This window comes from Ancylobacter sp. TW_SC_1 (assembly GCF_056836805.1).
Map to the genome: position 1 here is coordinate 579,453 of NZ_CM166365.1, position 15,565 is coordinate 595,017.

Consider the following 15,565-nt stretch of genomic DNA (forward strand, 5'->3'; position numbering starts at 1 on the left):
CGGATCAGTTGGAAGTGCCGGTTCCCGCCGTCGGCGCGACCGTCGCGCTCGGCGCGGCGGCGGTTTCGGTGCCGGCCGACGATGCCGGGCCGGAGAGCGCGCTGGAGGTGGACGACGCCGGCGCGGACGGGGCCGCAGGCGTGCTGACGGGCGCCGCCGCCGGCGTTCCGGCAGGAGCCTCGGCCGGAGTGGCGACGGCCTCCACGGGCTTCGGCTTCGGCTTGGCGGCCACCGGGCGCGGACGCGGCGCGCGCTGGATCATGCCGATCACCCGCTGGTGCAGCTCGCCGGCCTTCTCGATGTTGAAGTGGCTCAGCGCGGTCGATCCGGTGAGGTCGATGTTCTCGACGCGGGGGCCGGAGACCGGCTTGCCCGAACCACCCGACTGGTAATAATTCACCACCTTGCCGATCTTGGCCGAGGCGGTGGTCGGGGTGACGGGATCGAAGGTGACGACCAGCGGAACCGGCACGCCGGCGGCGCTCACCTTGTTGCCCATGTAGACGGCGGCGTCGGCGCCGAGCGAATGGCCGATGATGATCACCGGCGTCGGGCGCTTGCCGGTGCTGGCCTGCTCGACGGCATAATTGCTCAGCACCTGCCAGTCGGCATAGGAGTGCACGCTCGCCTTGATGCCGCGCGCATTGAGCTTGGCGGCGAGGTCGTCCATGCCGAGCGAGAAGATGTTGGCAAGCCCGCGCAGGAGATAGACACGCGGCTGCGGCTGCTTGGACTGCGCATAGGCCGGTGCGGCGAGGGCGACGGCAAGAACAGCGACGACGGAAAGGCAAACGGCCCAGACCCGCGAGAATCTCATGTCACAAATCCTGAAAGAACCGTCTGACTTCATGCGCTGGCCCCTGCATCCTTGCAAACAGATTCTAAATCGTTCCAGCTTTGCCAAAAGTCTGATGCCAAAGCGCAACAGTTCCGTCATATGACGGCGGAGCACGGGCCGTGGCCGGCCCGCCGCGCCCGCCGGCGGCCAGTCCGTGGTGCGGTCCATGGTGTGGTCCGTGGCGCGCGTGCCGCGCCCCTCGCCTCTTGCCAGCGCCCCGCCAGCATGCAACCCAAATGGCCGCGCGGAGTTCCGTCCCGGCCGCCTCTCGCCGGGCGGCGAGATCAGGAGCACGCCCGGTGACAGAGAACGAGACGGCCCCGGCCGGCAAGGCCTTCTACGATCACCCCTTGCGCGCGCCCGTGCTGGCGGAGCTGCATGCGCGGCCCTTCGTGGCGGTGTCGACGCCGGCCCGCATCCTCCATGTCGCCTTCCTGGTGGACCGCGCCCAGGCACTCGCCGACCGCGCCGCCTTCGCCAGCCTGTGCATGGCGCGCGGCCAGCCCGGGCCGGCGCGTGATGCCAAGCAGCACCGCGTCGCCTTCGGGCGCTCCATCGTACGCTGGGAGCGCCACGCCGAATTCACCACCTATACGTGGGAACTGCCGGCCGAGGACGTGGTCGAGGGCGGCCTGCCCTTCCAGCCTTCCGCCGCCAGCCTTGCCGACGTGCTCGGCCAGCTGCCGCAGCCCGGGCCGCTCCTCGTCGCCGTGGACCTGCACCTCGTCACCGACACCGCCGACGCGCTGCCGCTCGACCGCCTGTTCGACCGCACCAGCCTCGCCCGCTCCGACGTCGAGGACGGCTTCGCCGAGATCGCCACCGACTTCCAGCCCGACCCGTCCGGCTTCGTGCGCATCCTGGTGCGCGACCGCGGCATGACCGACGACGCCGCCGGCGCGCTGGTGCAGCGCGTGCTGGAGATCGAGACCTATCGCACCCTCGCTTTGCTCGGCCTGCCGGAGGCGCAGCGCCTCGCCCCCACCGTCGGCCACATCGAGACCCAGCTCAGCGACCTCACCGCGCAGATGCGCCAGAGCGAGGGCCTCGCCGCCAACAACAAGCTGCTCGCCGCGCTGACCGCGCTCGCCGCCCAGCTCGAGGCGGACGCCGCCGCCTCGCTGTTCCGCTTCGGCGCCACGCGGGCCTATGAGGAGATCGTCAGCTCACGCCTGCGCACCATCGGCGAGCGGCCGATCTCGGGCCATCCCACCTGGCAGCAGTTCCTGCTGCGTCGGTTGCAGCCGGCGATGCGCACCTGCCAAGCCATCGAGCAGCGTCAGGCCAACCTCTCGGTCAAGCTCACCAGCGCCGCCAATCTGCTGCGCACGCGCGTCGACGTCGAGCTGGAGCAGCAGAACCGCGACCTGCTGCACAGCATGAACGCGCGCGCGCGCATGCAGCTTCGCCTGCAGCAGACGGTCGAGGGCCTCTCGGTCGCCGCCATCTCCTATTACGTGATCAGCCTGCTGCATTACGCGCTGGAAGGGCTGCACACACGGGCGGAAGCCGCCGGGCTGCACTACGACGTCGGCGTCGCCACCGCCGTCGCGGTGCCGATCGTGGTGCTGGCGATCTGGACGGTGGTCCGCCGCATCCGCCGCGGCCATGCCGACGACGAGACGTGAGCGACCTCTGTTCCCGGGTTCAATCCGTTGGCACGTCTACGCGATGCATGCCACGTTCGAGCATGCGGGCAACCGACGACAAGGCCGTCATCGCCCCGGTCCGACAACGCGTCTGTTCAGTTCGGCCGGCGCCCATCCCCACCGCATGAAAAAGCCCCGGACGAACCGGGGCTTTTGTCTATCCGAGGCTCTCGCCGGGCGTTCCGCCGCGCTACTGCGAGAACCCGCCGGTGGAGGGCGCCGGGGCGCCGATCCACTGGGTCTGGCCGTCGTTTGCCGAGGAACTGCTGGCGCTGCTGCTGGCCGGCGCCTGCGTCTGCACGGGCGCCGACGGCGCCACCTGCACGGCGGGAGTCGGTGCCGAGGTGCTGGCGCGCGGCGGCGTGCTCGCAGGGGCGGCGGCGGTCGGAGAAGCGGCGGCCGGCGCCGTCTGCGTCTGGCGCGGCTTGGGCGCCTGCTGCTGCTGCGGCTGAGCCTGCTGCTGCGGGCGCGGGCGGGTGGCCTGCGCCGGCGGACGCTGCTGGCGCGCGGGCTTCTCTTCCTTGCCCTGCGGGTCGAAGCCGACATAGACGATATAGCGCTCGGACAGCGCCGGCGCCGGGCGGGGGAAGTTCACGTCGTCGGCGACGAGACCGAAATCGACCTGCATGACGCGCTCGCCGACTTCCACCGGCACCGAGTAGAACTTGGTCCAGACCGTCTTCGGGGTCGGGCCTTCCTCGACCACGGCGAGGCGGATCGGCACGGTGAGCTTGCCCGGCCCGCCCTTCGGCCCGAGCAGCACGCGGCCCTGGATGCCGACGCGCATGTTCATGTCCGGCGCGGTGAAGCGGCACTCGCGGGAGAACTGGCCGAGCGTCGCCTGATAGCGCACGCCGCCATCCTGCGGCTCGGTGACCTGCCAGGCGGCCGCGCCGGCGCGCACCTGGATCGGCGGACAGGTGAAGTCGGACGGGTCCGCGTCGCCCGCCACCACCGCCGCCGTGCCGGCGCCGCTGGTGCCGGCACCGGGGGAACCCGAAGTGGGCGCGACCGTCGTCGTCTGCATGGTCGAGCCGAAAAGCCCCTGGTCGCCGGCATTGCCCGCGCCCATCGGTCCGTCATTGCCATCGCCGCCGCCGCCGGCGCAGCCCGCCAGCAACAGGGCGAGCGCCGGAAGAAGGGCAAGGGCCCGGGCGCGTCCCCGTCGCCCGGCATGGCTGTCAGTCCTGTTCCGCACGTCCCCGATACCCATACGCATACTCCCCCGCCGTGCTGGCTGGATGGGCCACCGCGCCATGCTCCCCCGAGCGCCGGGCGGCCGATTTTCTCAAGCGGTCATTTCCAGGACGCTCTTATAGCAGGCGATGGCCGGCAGGGAACATGGCCCGATGCACTCACCTCATCAGACCAGCATCCCGCAGGCGGCGATCAGCCGCCCTTGGCCGGATCGAGGCCCGCCGGCTGGCCGACCAGGCTGAACAGCAGGGCCGGATGTTCGTTCAGCCGCGCCGCCACGCGCTTGATGTCGTCGAGCGTCACCGCCGCCACCAGCGCGTTGCGGCGGTCGATATAGTCGATGCCGAGATTGTCGATCTGGATCTGCAGCAGCTGGGTGGCGACCTTGGCCGAGCTGTCGAAGCGCAGCGCGAAGGAGCCGATCAGATAGCTCTTGGCGTCCTCCAGTTCCTCCTCGCTCGGCCCCACCGTCAGCAGCCGCTGGTATTCGGCACGGATCAGCGCGGCGCTCTCGCCGGCGCGGTCGTTCTTGGTGGCGGTGCCGCCGAGGATCAGCGCCGTATGGTCGAGCGGGGCGAGGTGGCTGTAGACCGAATAGGCGAGGCCGCGCTTCTCGCGCACTTCCCGGAACAGCCGCGAGGAGAAGGCCGAGCCGCCGAAGATGTGGTTGAGCACGAAGGCCGGGATGAAATCGGGGTCGTCGCGCTTCAGCCCGATGCCGCCGAAGACGATCGAGGTCTGCGGCACGCCGAGTTCCTTCACCACGTCGGTACCGAGCCCCTGCGGCTCCACCTCCGGCACCGGGGTCAGCTCCGCCTTGGCGGGCAGTGCGCCGAACATCGCGTCGAGCGCCGGGCCGAGTTTTTCCGGCGTGATGTCGCCGACCACCGCGATCTTGAGGTTGTCGCGCGCCACCGTGCGGCGGACATAGTTCTTCAGGTCGTCGCGGCCGATGGTCGGAACGCTCTCCAGCGTGCCGGCGACCGGCCGGCCATAGGGATGGCCGGGGAAGGCGCGGGCCGACCAGCCCAGGCTCGCCAGCGAGGACGGGTCGTTCAACCGGCGGCGCAGCATGGCGAGCTGGCCTTGGCGGATGCGCTCCACCGCCTCGTCGTCGAAGCGCGGCGCGTTGACGGCCAGACGCATCAGGTCGAAGGCCGCGTCGACATTCTCCGACAGCGTGCGCAGCGAGCCGCCGAACATGTCGCGCGAGGCGTCGAAGCGCAGCTCGATCGCCTTTTCCGCCAGCCTGTCCTGGAAGGCGCGCGAATCGAGGTCGCCCGCGCCCTCGTCGAGCAGCGAGGCGGCGAGGTTGGCGACGCCGGGCTTGTCCGCCGGGTCCTGCGCCGCGCCGCCGACGAAGGCGATCTCCATCGCCACCAGCGGCAGCGTGGTGTCGTGCACCAGCCAGGCCTCGATGCCGCCCGGGCTGATGACCCGCTGGATGCGCGTGGTCTGGGACTGGGCGGGCGTGACGGGGGCGAGGGCTATGGTCATGAGCGTGGCCGCGGCGAGAGACAGGAAGGGGCGGAAAAGGCCGGCGCGTCCGCGGCGCGGCACGAGGCCGGTCGCAGGCCCGTTCACGAACGATCCTCCGGGCGGGCGCCGGCTTCGGCCCCCGTCGCCGCCGGCACGGCGGCGGCCGGGGCGGGCTTGGCCTGCAGCAGCTGGCTGGTGACGGCCCGTGCCGGCACCAGATAGCGCCGGGCGGCCTCGCGCACTTCCTCGGCGGTGACGGCCTTGACCATGTCGGGCCAGATCTTCACGTCCTCGGCGGTCGAGCCGGTGGCCAGCGCCGCGCCGTAGATGCGCGCCAGCGTCGCCTGGTTGTCCTGCGCGTAGATCGCCTCGGCGACGAGCCGGGTCTTGGCGCGCTCGAGCTCGGCCGGGTCCGGCCCGTCCGTCGCGAGGGTGGCGATCGCGGCGTCGAGCGCCGCCTCCAGCGTCTCCATCGAGACGTCGGGACGCGGCGTGGCCGAGAGGCCGAAGCGGGTGTCGTCGAGCGCCGTCGACTGGTACCAGGCGCCGGCATTGGCGGCGAGGCCCTTGTCCACCACCAGCGTGCGGTAGAGCCGGCCGGTCGAGCCGCCGCCGAGGACCTGCGAGAGAACGTCGAGCGCCACGCTTTCCTTCTTGTCGGTACGGTAGGCGGGCACGAGATAGCTGCGCGACAGGCTCGGCTGGCCGACCCTGCCATCCGCCAGCACGAGGCGGCGCTCGGCGCGCGGCAGCGGCTCCTGCGGGCGCACCCGGGCGGCGGTCTCGGCGCGGGGCGCCACCTTGCCATAGGTGTCCTGCGCCAGCTTCTTCACCTCCTCCGGCTCGACGTCGCCGGCGATCACCAGGATCGCGTTGTTCGGCGTGTAGAAGCGGCGGTAGAAGGCGAGCGCGTCCTCGCGGTTCAGCCCCTTGATCTCGTCTTCCCAGCCGATGATCGGGTGGCCGTAGGGATGATTGACATACATCGCCGCCTGCGCGGCTTCCGAGAGCTGCGCGCTGGGGTCGTTGTCGGTGCGCATGCGGCGCTCTTCCAGCACCACGTCGCGCTCGGGCAGCACCACCTCGTCGGTGAGCACGAGGCCGGTCATGCGGTCCGCCTCGAAGCCCATCACGGTGCCCAGATGCTGCTTGGCGACGCGCTGGAAATAGGCGGTGTAGTCCTGCGAGGTGAAGGCGTTCTCCTGGCCGCCGAGCTTGGCCACCACCTGCGAGAACTCGCCGGCCGGGTGCGTAGCGGTGCCCTTGAACATCAGGTGCTCGAGGAAATGGGCGATGCCGGACTTGCCCGCCTGCTCGTCGGCCGAGCCGACCCGGTACCACACCATGTGCGTGACCACCGGGGCGCGATGATCGGGCACCACCACCACCTGCATGCCGTTGTCGAGGGTGAACTCCGCCACCTCCGCCGCTTCGGCGCGCGAGGGGGCAGTGGCGGCAAGGCCGGCGGCGCCGGCGGCAGCGCCGGCGATCAGCATCAGGGCGGGCATGATTCTTCCAGTCACAGCGGCATCCGTTTCGGCGACCGCCCCGGAAGGCGCCAACTGGCGCGCCGCCGGGTTCGGGCAGCGCAGGGCGGGGATCGCAGGCGCAATGTAGCGACGATGCGCCGCCGAGGCGACGCGGGGCGGCATGCGATCACTGCGAAGTGAGACGGCCGGGCAGATGCCCGGCACGAAGGGCGCTCGCGGAGGCAAAGCCCCCGGAAAGGACGACCGTCGCCGTCCGGCCGACGAAGCGTCAGCCGGCGGCGGACGGGATCACTTGTTCGCCTGGGTACGGTCGAACCAGCTCGGCATCTGCCACTGCTTTTCTTCCTCGCGCTCGGAAACGACGCCATAGGTGGCGCCGGGCGCGGGGGTCTGGTAGCCCACCGGCGGCTGGGTCAGCGACTCGCGGTCCGGCTCGCCCTCGAACTCGATCTTCTGTTCCTTCTTGTTGCTCCAGCCGAAGAAGTCGAGCTCGTTGAGCGACAAGCGGTTGTCGTCGTTCTTGCGGCGGTTCGCGAAACCGCTGCCGCTCGTCGTGCCGGCCTTCTGGCCGCGCTCGAGCTGGGCCGGCGTGAGGCTCTTGCCGGAGGTCGAGCCGGTGCGGCTGATCGATTCCCAGGATTCCTGCCAGTTCGCCACATTGGCCTTCTCGCGCACCACCTGGTCGTGGTCCTTCGGCCAGGCCGGGTTCTGCGAGATGGCGGCGGCGTCGCGCGGCGGCGGCAGCACGTCGCCGGTCGGCGGCACCACCAGCGGGGCGCGCTCGCGATAGTCGATGTCCGGCGGGGCCGGCGGCACCAGCCCGAGGCCGGTGAGAAGCTGGCCGGTGAGGTTCAGCTCCGGCGGATCGTCGTCGGCGAACGCCTGTCCGGCGCTCAGCCCGCAGATCATGACGCCGGCAAGCAGCGCGGCGCGGGTGGCATGAACTCGTTTCGTCATCCGGTCGTCTCCTGCCGGTCGGTAGGCGGGCGAGAAAGCCGCCGCCACGCGACCGCTCAAGCGTGCGGAAGGTCCGATCTCACGTCAGGGCGGCGATTTTGCGGCGCCGCCGGAGAAGGAAGCATACAAAAGCAGCCCCACTCCGGCAACAATGGCGACGTCGGACAGGTTGAACACGTACCAGTAGAAGCCGAAGGCGTGCAGCGAGACGAAGTCGAACACCGCGCCATAGGCGGCGCGGTCGATGGCGTTGCCCAGCGCGCCGCCGACCAGCAGGCCGAGCGCGGCCGCCTCGATCCGGTTGTCGACCCGCGCCAGCCAGAGCCAGAAGACGATGGCCGCGATCACCTTCAGCCCGCCCAGAATCCACCAGCCATCCGCCCCCTGCGCGAACAGGCCGTAGCTGATGCCGGTGTTCCACGCCCAGACGATGTCGAGGAAGGGCGTGACCGGTACGATGCCGTTCTCGCCGAAATCGACGCCGTGCAGCACCGAGAGCTTCGAGCCCTGGTCGATGAGCAGCGCGGCGAGCGCGAAGGCGCCGCCATAGAGGGTCAGCGGACCCGAAAGCCGCAGCTTCATGACGCCCCTTCGCAAGCCGTCATCCCGGACGGTCCGCCGGACCGCTCCGGGATCGCGTGGAGAAAAGGCGCACGATCCCGGAGACGGCCTTGCGGCCGTTCCGCGATGACGGTGGGATCGGATGATCGCATCCGCCGTCGCTCATTCCGCCGCGCGGCGGGCGTGGGCGAGTTCGCGCAGCGCCATGGCGTCGCGCGGCGTCACGTCCGGATAGTCCGCGTCGGTGCCGACCAGCGGCGAGATCTTCCACGAGCGGGCGCATTTGCGGCCCTCGGCCCGGTTCGGCACCACCGCGACGCCCGGCACCTCGGGCAGGCGGAAGGCATCCTTGGGGCCCTCCTCCGGCACCAGATGGGCGTCCGAGGTGATGCACACCTCGGCCAGATCGACCGCGCTCGCCGCCGCGAACAGGTTGGCGTCGGTGACGTGGATCACCGGCGCCGCCTCCAGGCTGGAGCCGATGCGCTTGGCCGCGCGCTCCACTTCCAGCGCGCCGAGCACGACGCGGCGCACGAGACGGATCTTGCGCCACTCGTCCGCCAGCACCTCGTCGCGCCACTTGGCCGGCGTTTCGGGGAAGGTGAGCAGGTGCACCGAGCCGGTGTCGGAAGGAACGCGCGCCAGATACGTCTCCTCCGCCGTGAAGGGCAGGATCGGCGCCAGCCACACGACGAGGCGGCTAAACACCTCGTCGAGCACGGTCAGGCAGGCCCGGCGCGTCACCGAGGAGATCGGGTCGCAGTACAGCGCGTCCTTGCGCACGTCGAAATAGAAGGCCGACAGCTCGGTCGTCATGAAGGACGACAGCGCCGCGTGCACGCGCTTGAAGTCGAAGGCGGCATAGGCCTCGCGCACGGTGGCGTCGAGCTCGGCGAGCCGGTGCAGCACCATGCGCTCCAGCGCCGGCATGTCGGCATAGGCGACGCGCTCGCTCTCGCGATAATGGTGCAGCGAGCCCAGCAGCCAGCGCAGCGTGTTGCGCAGCTTGCGATAGGTCTCGACCGTGGTCTTGAGGATCTCCGGCCCGATGCGCAGATCGTCGGAATAGTCGGAGGCGCACACCCACAGGCGCAATATGTCGGCGCCGGAGGATTTGATCACCTCCTGCGGGGCGACCACGTTGCCGACCGACTTCGACATCTTGCGGCCCTGCTCGTCGAGCACGAAGCCGTGCGTCAGCACCACGTCATAAGGCGGGCGCCCGCGCGTGCCGCAGCTCTCCAGCAGCGAGGAGTGGAACCAGCCGCGGTGCTGGTCCGAGCCTTCCAGGTACATCACCCGGTCCGGCCCGCCGGTGAAGGCGCGGTCGACCTTCAGGTCCTCGCGCACCTCCAGCGTGAAGGCGTGGGTGGAGCCGCTGTCGAACCACACGTCGAGGATGTCGTCGACCTTGCGCCACTCATTGGCGTCATGCGCGTTGCCGAGGAAGCGCTGCGTTGCGCCCTCCTTGTACCAGGCGTCGGCGCCCTCGGCCGCGAAGGCGTCGGCGATGCGCTGGTTGACCTTGTCGTCGCGCAGGATCTCGACCGTGCCGTCGCCCTTGTCGCGCACGAAGACGGCGATCGGCACGCCCCAGGCGCGCTGGCGCGAGACCACCCAGTCCGGACGGTTCTCGATCATGCCGTTGATGCGGTTGCGCCCGCTCGACGGCACCCAGTCGACGCCGGCGATGCCGCCCAGGGCGCGGGCGCGCAGCGTGTCGCCGGCGGTCGAGGAGCCGTCCAGCGCCGCGATGTCCTTGTCCATCGCGATGAACCATTGCGGCGTGTTGCGGAAGATGATCGGCGCCTTGGAGCGCCAGCTGTGCGGGTACTGGTGCTTGAGCCGGCCGCGCGCGATCAGCTTGTCGGCGCTCGCCAGCGCCTTGATCACCACGTCGTTGGCGTCGCCGTCCTTGCCCTTGTCGTCCATCACCCGATGGCCGGCGAACAGCGCGACATGGTCGTAATAGCGCCCGTCCGGGCCGACCGTGTGCGGCACCTCGCCCAGATGCGCGGACATGAAGAGGTTGAAATCGTCGGCGCCATGGCCCGGCGCCAGGTGGACGAAGCCGGTACCGGTATCCTCGGTGACGAAATCGCCGGGCACCACCGGCACGCAGAAGTCGAAATAATCGCCCGCGCCGGCGACGCCGCGCAGCGGATGGGCGCAGACGAGGTGGGTCGGATCGACCTGCCTGCGGCGTTCATAGGCGGTGACGCGCGCGGCCTTGAACACCTCTTCCGCCAGCTTGTCGGCGAGGATGAAGTGTTCGCCGACCTTGGCCCAGTTGTCGTGCGGCGCCTCGGTCACCTCGTAGACGGCATAGGTGACGTCCTTGGAGAAGGCGATGGCGCGGTTGCCGGGGATGGTCCAGGGCGTCGTCGTCCAGATGACCACGGAGGCCCCCTCATAGGAGGGGAACAGGTGGATGTCGTCCGCCTGGTCGGCCGGCTGCAGCCCCTTGAGCGACGTGGATTCGCGGTAGCCGGTGACGGGGAACTTCACGAAGATCGTGGTCGACTGGTGGTCGTGATACTCGACCTCCGCCTCGGCCAGCGCGGTGCGCTCGACCACCGACCACATCACCGGCTTGGAGCCGCGATAGAGCAGGCCGTTGGTGGCGAATTTCATGATCTCGCGGGCGATCTGCGCTTCCGCGTCGTAGCTCATGGTCACATAGGGGTGCGACCAGTCGCCCTCGACGCCGAGCCGCTTGAATTCGGCGCGCTGCACGTCGATCCAGCCTTCGGCGAAGGCACGGCATTCCTGGCGGAACTCGACGACCGGCACCTCGTCCTTGTTGAGGCCCTTGGCGCGGTACTGCTCCTCGATCTTCCACTCGATCGGCAGGCCGTGGCAGTCCCAGCCCGGCACATAGTTGGAATCATGGCCGAGCGCACCCTGCGAGCGCACCACCACGTCCTTGAGGATCTTGTTCAGCGCGTGGCCGATATGGATGTTGCCATTGGCGTAGGGCGGGCCGTCATGCAGCACGAAGCGCGGGCGGCCCTCGCCCTGCTTGCGCTGCTGGCCGTAGAGATCGATGCGCTCCCAGCGCGCCAGCAGCTCCGGCTCGCGCTGCGGCAGGCCGGCGCGCATCGGGAATTCGGTCTGCGGCAGGAACAGGGTCGACGAATAATCGTGCGCCGCGGCTTCGGTCGGCGTCTCGCCGGCGGCCTCGTTCCCGTTGCGACCATCGCTGTTGCGGCTCGTCATGACGCGCTCCTTGACACTGCCGCCCGGTTTAAGCGCAGCCGCCAAGCGGTGCAAGGGCGGGAAGGTACCGCCGACGAGGGAGCAGCGGGCGCTGCCCGCTCAGCTCAGCGTCACCACGATCTTGCCGAAGGCGCCGCGCTCCAGATGGTCGAGCGCGGCCGGCAGGGCGTCGAGGCCGTAGCGGGCGTCGATCACCGGCTTCAGCCGCGCCGCATCCACCGCCCGCACGAGATCCTCCAGCGCCCGGCGATGGCCGACGCCGATGCCGTTGAGGGCGATCTGCTTGAGCATGAGCGGGCCGAGCGGCAGGACGGCGTCGTATCCCTCGATGATGCCGATCTGGGCGATGCGCCCGCCGATCGCCGCCACCTCCACCGCCCGGCCGAGCGTGGCGCCGCCGGCGAGGGCGAGGACATGGTCGGCGCCGTAGCCGCCGGTCGCCGCCCGCACCGCCTCCACCCAGTCGCCGGCGGCGCGGTCGATGCCGATATCGGCGCCGAGGGCGCGGGCGCGGTCGAGCTTGGCGGCGCTGCCGGAGACGACGATCACCCGCGCGCCATGGGCCTTGGCGATGGCGAGACCGAACAGCGCCACGCCACCGGTACCCTCCACCAATACCGTCTCGCCGGCTTTCAGCCCGCCGCGCTCGACGAGGCCGAACCAGGCGGTAAGTCCCGCGCAGGGCAGGGTGCTCGCCTCGTCGAGATCGAGCGTTTGCGGCGCACGCACCAGCCAGTCCTGCGGCAGCGCGACGTAGTCGGCCAGCACGCCCGGATAGGCCCCGCCCAGCGCCTGATAGGGCAATGCGGCGGAATCGCCTTTCGGCCGCCCGTCGATCCAGCCGGGAAAGAAGGTGGAGATCACCCGCTCGCCGGCGGCGAAGCGGCCGGCACCCGCGCCCGCCTCGACCACCGTGCCGGCGAGATCGGAGCCCGGGGTGAAGGGAAAGCCGAGCGGCGCGCCCATGCCATCGGCGATCACCAGCGTGTCGCGGTAGTTGAGCGACACCGCGCCGACCTTCACCAGCACCTCGCCGGCGGCCGGGCGCGGCCGCGGCACATGCTCGAGCGCCAGCGCCGCCCGGCCATGCGCGTTCATCTCCCAGCGCCGCATCCTGTCCGTCATCTGCAGTCTCCAAGGCAGAAGCAATGTCGGACGCGATCTTATCGTTGAGGATTGGAAACCGGTTGCGATAGGTTTTCCCATTATTGGCGATATTTCAGCTTCAATGACGAGGATGGCATGAGCGAGGTTCTGGCCGGCATCGACGTCTTCGTCGCCGCGGTGGAGACCGGCAGCTTCTCGGCAGCGGCCGGTCGGATGGGGCTGACGCGCTCGGCGATCGCCAAGACGGTGGCGCGGCTGGAAGCACGGCTCGCGGTCCGGCTCTTTCACCGCACCACCCGCCGCCAGAGTCTCACGGCGGACGGGCAGGTCTATTACGAACGCTGCGTGCGCGCGCTGGACGAGTTGCGCGCCGGGCGCTCGACGCTGGAATCGGGCCGGCGCGAGGCGGTCGGCCGGCTGCGCGTCGCCGCGCCGCTGCTGTTCGGCCGGCGCTGCGTGGCCCCGGTGCTGGCGCGGCTTGCCGCCCGCCACCCGCGGCTCGAAATCGACCTCGCCCTGTCCGACCGGCTGGTGGACGTGGTGGAGGACGGCTATGACCTCGCCATCCGCAACGGCGCCATCGGCGACGGCAGCGGGCTGATGACCCGCACCGTCGGCCTGCAGCGCATGACGGTGTGCGCGGCCCCGGCCTATCTCGCGGCCCGGGGCACGCCCGCATGCCTCGCCGACTTCGCCCGCCATCACGGCGTCACCTATGCGCGGGACGGACGGGTGAAGCCGTGGGAATTCCCGATTCCGGGCGGCCCGCCGGTCGCGGCGACGCCGCCGAGCCGGCTGCGCTTCGACGATCTCGACGCCATCGCCGATGCGGCCGAGGCCGGCCATGGGCTGGCCTGGCTGCCCTGCTGGCTCATCCGCGAGCGGGTGCGCGCCGGCGCGCTGGTGCCGCTGCTCGAGGACGTGCCGCGCCACGTCTTCTCCACTCATGCGCTGTGGCCGGCGAGCCCGCTCATGCCGGTGAAGGTCCGCCTCGCGCTCGACCTGCTCGCCGCCGAGCTGCCGGGCAGCGCGGAACTCTGAAGACGCCCGCTAATCCGGCGCGGCACCCGCCAGCGCGGCCCGCGCGCGGGCGCTGTCCTCGTCCATCTGCGCGATCAGCGCGTCGATGCTGTCGAATTTCAGCTCCGGCCGCAGCCAGGCATGGAAGGCGACGGCGAGCACACGGCCGTAGAGGTCGCCCGCGAAGTCGAAGACGAAGGTCTCCAGCCGCGGCGCGCCGTCGTCGAAGGTCGGGCGGCGGCCGAAGCTGGCGACGCCCTTGTGGCGCACGCCGTCGATCTCCACGCTCACCGCATAGATGCCGTGGGCGAGCGTCACCGCCGGGTCGAGCCGCATATTGGCGGTGGGATAGCCCAGCTCGCGCCCGCGCTTGTCGCCGTGGATCACCTGCGCCTCGATCTCGAAGGGCGCGCCGAGCATGTGGGCGGCCTGCTCGACACGGCCCTGCGCCAGCGCCGAGCGGATCACGCTGGAGGAGATCTGCGCGCCCTCGTCGAGCAGCGGCGCGACGATCTCCACCCCGAAGCCGTGGCGTTTGCCGGCCTCGCGCAGAAAGATCGGCGAGCCGCCACGGCCCTTGCCGAAATGGAAATCATAGCCCGCCACCACCATGGAGACGCCAAGCCGGCCGACCAGGATGTCGGCGACGAAGGCTTCCGCGTCCTTGGCGGCGAGCGCCGCGTCGAAGGCCAGCACCGCGGCGCCGTCGAGCCCGGTCTCGGCGAGGCGCTTCAGCTTCATCGGCTCCGGGGTGAGGCGGAAGATCGGCTCCTCCGGGCGGAAGAAGGCGCGCGGGTGCGGCTCGAAGGTCACCGCCAGCGCCGGCTTGCCGAGCGAGCGCGCCTGGTCGATGGCGGTGCCGATCACCGCGCGATGGCCGCGATGCACGCCGTCGAAATTGCCGATGGCGACGACGGGACTGGCGAGCCCGGACGGCAGCGCGTCGCCGTTGCGCAGTACGGTGAAAGGGTGCGGGGAGGCAGCAGCGTGGGTCATGTCACCGGACGCGGGACGGGAAGAGCGCGTGCCAAGCCTGCCGGCACGCGCGGATAAGTGGCGCCGGTCGGCCGCGCCGTCAATCCGGGGGACTGCTTGCCGACGCTTCCGGCCTCGGCGGCGAGCCTCACCAGGCGAGGCGGGTGGTCACGGCGGCCGGACGGCCGGGCCCGTCGGCCAGCAGCCGGGCGAGCGCGCCCGCATCGACCTGCGAGCCGTGCTCCAGCCCGAGTTCCCCGGCATGGATGCCGGCGGCGACGAACAGGCAGTCGATGCCGAAGCCCAGCGCCCCGGCGAGGTCGGTGCGCAGCGCATCGCCGATGGCGAGCGCGCGGGCGGGGGCGACCGCCGCGCCGCGCAGCCTTGCCGCCGTGGCGAAGGCGGTCTCGTAGATCGGCCGGTGCGGCTTGCCGCAGAACACGACGTCGCCGCCGAGCTCGGCATAGGCCTCGGCGATCGCCCCGGCACACCAGATCAGGTCGCCGCCGCGCTCCACCACGATGTCGGGATTGGCGCAGATGAAGGGCAGGCCGCGCGCCCGCGCCGCCTTCAGCGTCTGCGCATAATCGTCCGGCGTCTCCACCGTGTCGTCGAACAGGCCGGTGCAGACGATCAGCTCGGCCGCCTCGAACGGGGCCAGCGTGAGGTCGAGCCCGTCATAGATGCCGAGGTCCCGCTCGGGGCCGAGATGCCACATCCGCACGCCCGGCCGGTCGGCGAGCAGCGCGTTCGTCACCATGCCGGAGGTGACGATGGCGTCATAGGCCTCGCGCGGAATGCCGAAGCCGTCGAGGATGCGCGCCACCCCGTCGGCCGGGCGCGGGGCATTGGAGACGAGAATGACGGTGGCGCCGGCGGCACGCGCCTGCGTCAATGCCTGCGCGGCGGCCTGCGAGCCGACGACGCCGTTGTGCAGCACGCCCCACACGTCGCACAGGATCAGGTCGTAGCGCGGGGCGAGGGCGGCGAAGCCGGGGACGATGGGCGGAGCGAAATCGGTATCCATGGTGCCGCGCAATGCCACGCGCGCACGCGCCGCACAAGGCCCGCGC

General features: G+C 70.8%; 12 protein-coding genes. 2 read left to right on the forward strand and 10 right to left on the reverse strand.

The window, feature by feature from the left end:
- Positions 1-4 precede the first annotated feature (4 nt).
- Positions 5-817 (reverse strand): hypothetical protein, encoded by an 813-nt coding sequence (locus tag AC1PZ7_RS02685; RefSeq protein WP_482357980.1) that lies wholly within the window; start codon positions 815-817, stop codon positions 5-7.
- Positions 818-1,137: 320 nt separating this feature from the next.
- On the opposite strand from AC1PZ7_RS02685, the gene AC1PZ7_RS02690 reads away from it, so the two are divergent.
- A complete protein-coding gene (locus AC1PZ7_RS02690; RefSeq protein WP_482357981.1) occupies positions 1,138-2,466 on the forward strand; it encodes a DUF3422 family protein in 1,329 nt (442 codons plus the stop codon).
- Between the two features lie 211 nt (positions 2,467-2,677).
- Here AC1PZ7_RS02690 and AC1PZ7_RS02695 read toward each other — a convergent pair whose 3' ends face one another.
- The 7 genes from AC1PZ7_RS02695 to AC1PZ7_RS02725 all read right to left on the reverse strand — a co-directional run bounded on the left by AC1PZ7_RS02695 (position 2,678) and on the right by AC1PZ7_RS02725 (position 12,515).
- On the reverse strand, positions 2,678-3,700 hold the full coding sequence (locus AC1PZ7_RS02695; RefSeq protein WP_482357982.1) for a hypothetical protein: 1,023 nt from the start codon (positions 3,698-3,700) through the stop codon (positions 2,678-2,680).
- A gap of 176 nt (positions 3,701-3,876) precedes the next feature.
- The gene (locus tag AC1PZ7_RS02700; RefSeq protein WP_482359549.1) at positions 3,877-5,181 is read right to left on the reverse strand and encodes a M16 family metallopeptidase; all 1,305 of its coding nucleotides are present in this window, start codon (positions 5,179-5,181) and stop codon (positions 3,877-3,879) included.
- A gap of 83 nt (positions 5,182-5,264) precedes the next feature.
- Complete coding sequence (locus AC1PZ7_RS02705) at positions 5,265-6,671, reverse strand: M16 family metallopeptidase (protein WP_482357983.1); 1,407 nt, start codon at positions 6,669-6,671, stop codon at positions 5,265-5,267.
- Positions 6,672-6,941: 270 nt separating this feature from the next.
- Complete coding sequence (locus tag AC1PZ7_RS02710) at positions 6,942-7,610, reverse strand: hypothetical protein (protein WP_482357984.1); 669 nt, start codon at positions 7,608-7,610, stop codon at positions 6,942-6,944.
- A gap of 84 nt (positions 7,611-7,694) precedes the next feature.
- Positions 7,695-8,192, reverse strand: coding sequence for a signal peptidase II (gene lspA, locus AC1PZ7_RS02715; RefSeq protein WP_482357985.1), 498 nt, complete (start codon positions 8,190-8,192; stop codon positions 7,695-7,697).
- A gap of 141 nt (positions 8,193-8,333) precedes the next feature.
- Positions 8,334-11,390, reverse strand: a complete 3,057-nt coding sequence (gene ileS / locus AC1PZ7_RS02720) for an isoleucine--tRNA ligase (RefSeq protein ID WP_482357986.1) — start codon at positions 11,388-11,390, stop codon at positions 8,334-8,336.
- A gap of 99 nt (positions 11,391-11,489) precedes the next feature.
- A complete protein-coding gene (locus AC1PZ7_RS02725; protein ID WP_482357987.1) occupies positions 11,490-12,515 on the reverse strand; it encodes a zinc-dependent alcohol dehydrogenase family protein in 1,026 nt (341 codons plus the stop codon).
- Positions 12,516-12,632: 117 nt separating this feature from the next.
- Here AC1PZ7_RS02725 and AC1PZ7_RS02730 point away from each other — a divergent pair, with 117 nt between their 5' ends.
- A complete protein-coding gene (locus AC1PZ7_RS02730) occupies positions 12,633-13,538 on the forward strand; it encodes a LysR family transcriptional regulator (RefSeq protein ID WP_482357988.1) in 906 nt (301 codons plus the stop codon).
- A gap of 9 nt (positions 13,539-13,547) precedes the next feature.
- On the opposite strand, the gene AC1PZ7_RS02735 is transcribed toward AC1PZ7_RS02730, so the two are convergent.
- Together AC1PZ7_RS02735 and AC1PZ7_RS02740 are read right to left on the reverse strand one after the other, a co-directional pair.
- On the reverse strand, positions 13,548-14,513 hold the full coding sequence (locus AC1PZ7_RS02735; RefSeq protein WP_482357989.1) for a bifunctional riboflavin kinase/FAD synthetase: 966 nt from the start codon (positions 14,511-14,513) through the stop codon (positions 13,548-13,550).
- 127 nt (positions 14,514-14,640) lie between these two features.
- Positions 14,641-15,519 carry a TIGR01459 family HAD-type hydrolase gene (locus tag AC1PZ7_RS02740; protein ID WP_482359550.1) on the reverse strand — a complete coding sequence of 293 codons (879 nt, stop codon included), beginning with the start codon at positions 15,517-15,519 and terminating at the stop codon, positions 14,641-14,643.
- Positions 15,520-15,565 lie beyond the last annotated feature (46 nt).

Coding starts and splice junctions, on each gene's coding strand:
- AC1PZ7_RS02685 (WP_482357980.1), bottom strand. CDS start 817: ATGAGATTCTCGCGGGTCTGGGCCGTTTGCCTTTCCGTCGTCGCTGTT.
- AC1PZ7_RS02695 (WP_482357982.1), bottom strand. CDS start 3,700: ATGGGTATCGGGGACGTGCGGAACAGGACTGACAGCCATGCCGGGCGA.
- AC1PZ7_RS02700 (WP_482359549.1), bottom strand. CDS start 5,181: ATGACCATAGCCCTCGCCCCCGTCACGCCCGCCCAGTCCCAGACCACG.
- AC1PZ7_RS02705 (WP_482357983.1), bottom strand. CDS start 6,671: ATGCCCGCCCTGATGCTGATCGCCGGCGCTGCCGCCGGCGCCGCCGGC.
- AC1PZ7_RS02710 (WP_482357984.1), bottom strand. CDS start 7,610: ATGACGAAACGAGTTCATGCCACCCGCGCCGCGCTGCTTGCCGGCGTC.
- lspA (WP_482357985.1), bottom strand. CDS start 8,192: ATGAAGCTGCGGCTTTCGGGTCCGCTGACCCTCTATGGCGGCGCCTTC.
- ileS (WP_482357986.1), bottom strand. CDS start 11,390: ATGACGAGCCGCAACAGCGATGGTCGCAACGGGAACGAGGCCGCCGGC.
- AC1PZ7_RS02725 (WP_482357987.1), bottom strand. CDS start 12,515: ATGACGGACAGGATGCGGCGCTGGGAGATGAACGCGCATGGCCGGGCG.
- AC1PZ7_RS02730 (WP_482357988.1), top strand. CDS start 12,633: ATGAGCGAGGTTCTGGCCGGCATCGACGTCTTCGTCGCCGCGGTGGAG.
- AC1PZ7_RS02735 (WP_482357989.1), bottom strand. CDS start 14,513: ATGACCCACGCTGCTGCCTCCCCGCACCCTTTCACCGTACTGCGCAAC.
- AC1PZ7_RS02740 (WP_482359550.1), bottom strand. CDS start 15,519: ATGGATACCGATTTCGCTCCGCCCATCGTCCCCGGCTTCGCCGCCCTC.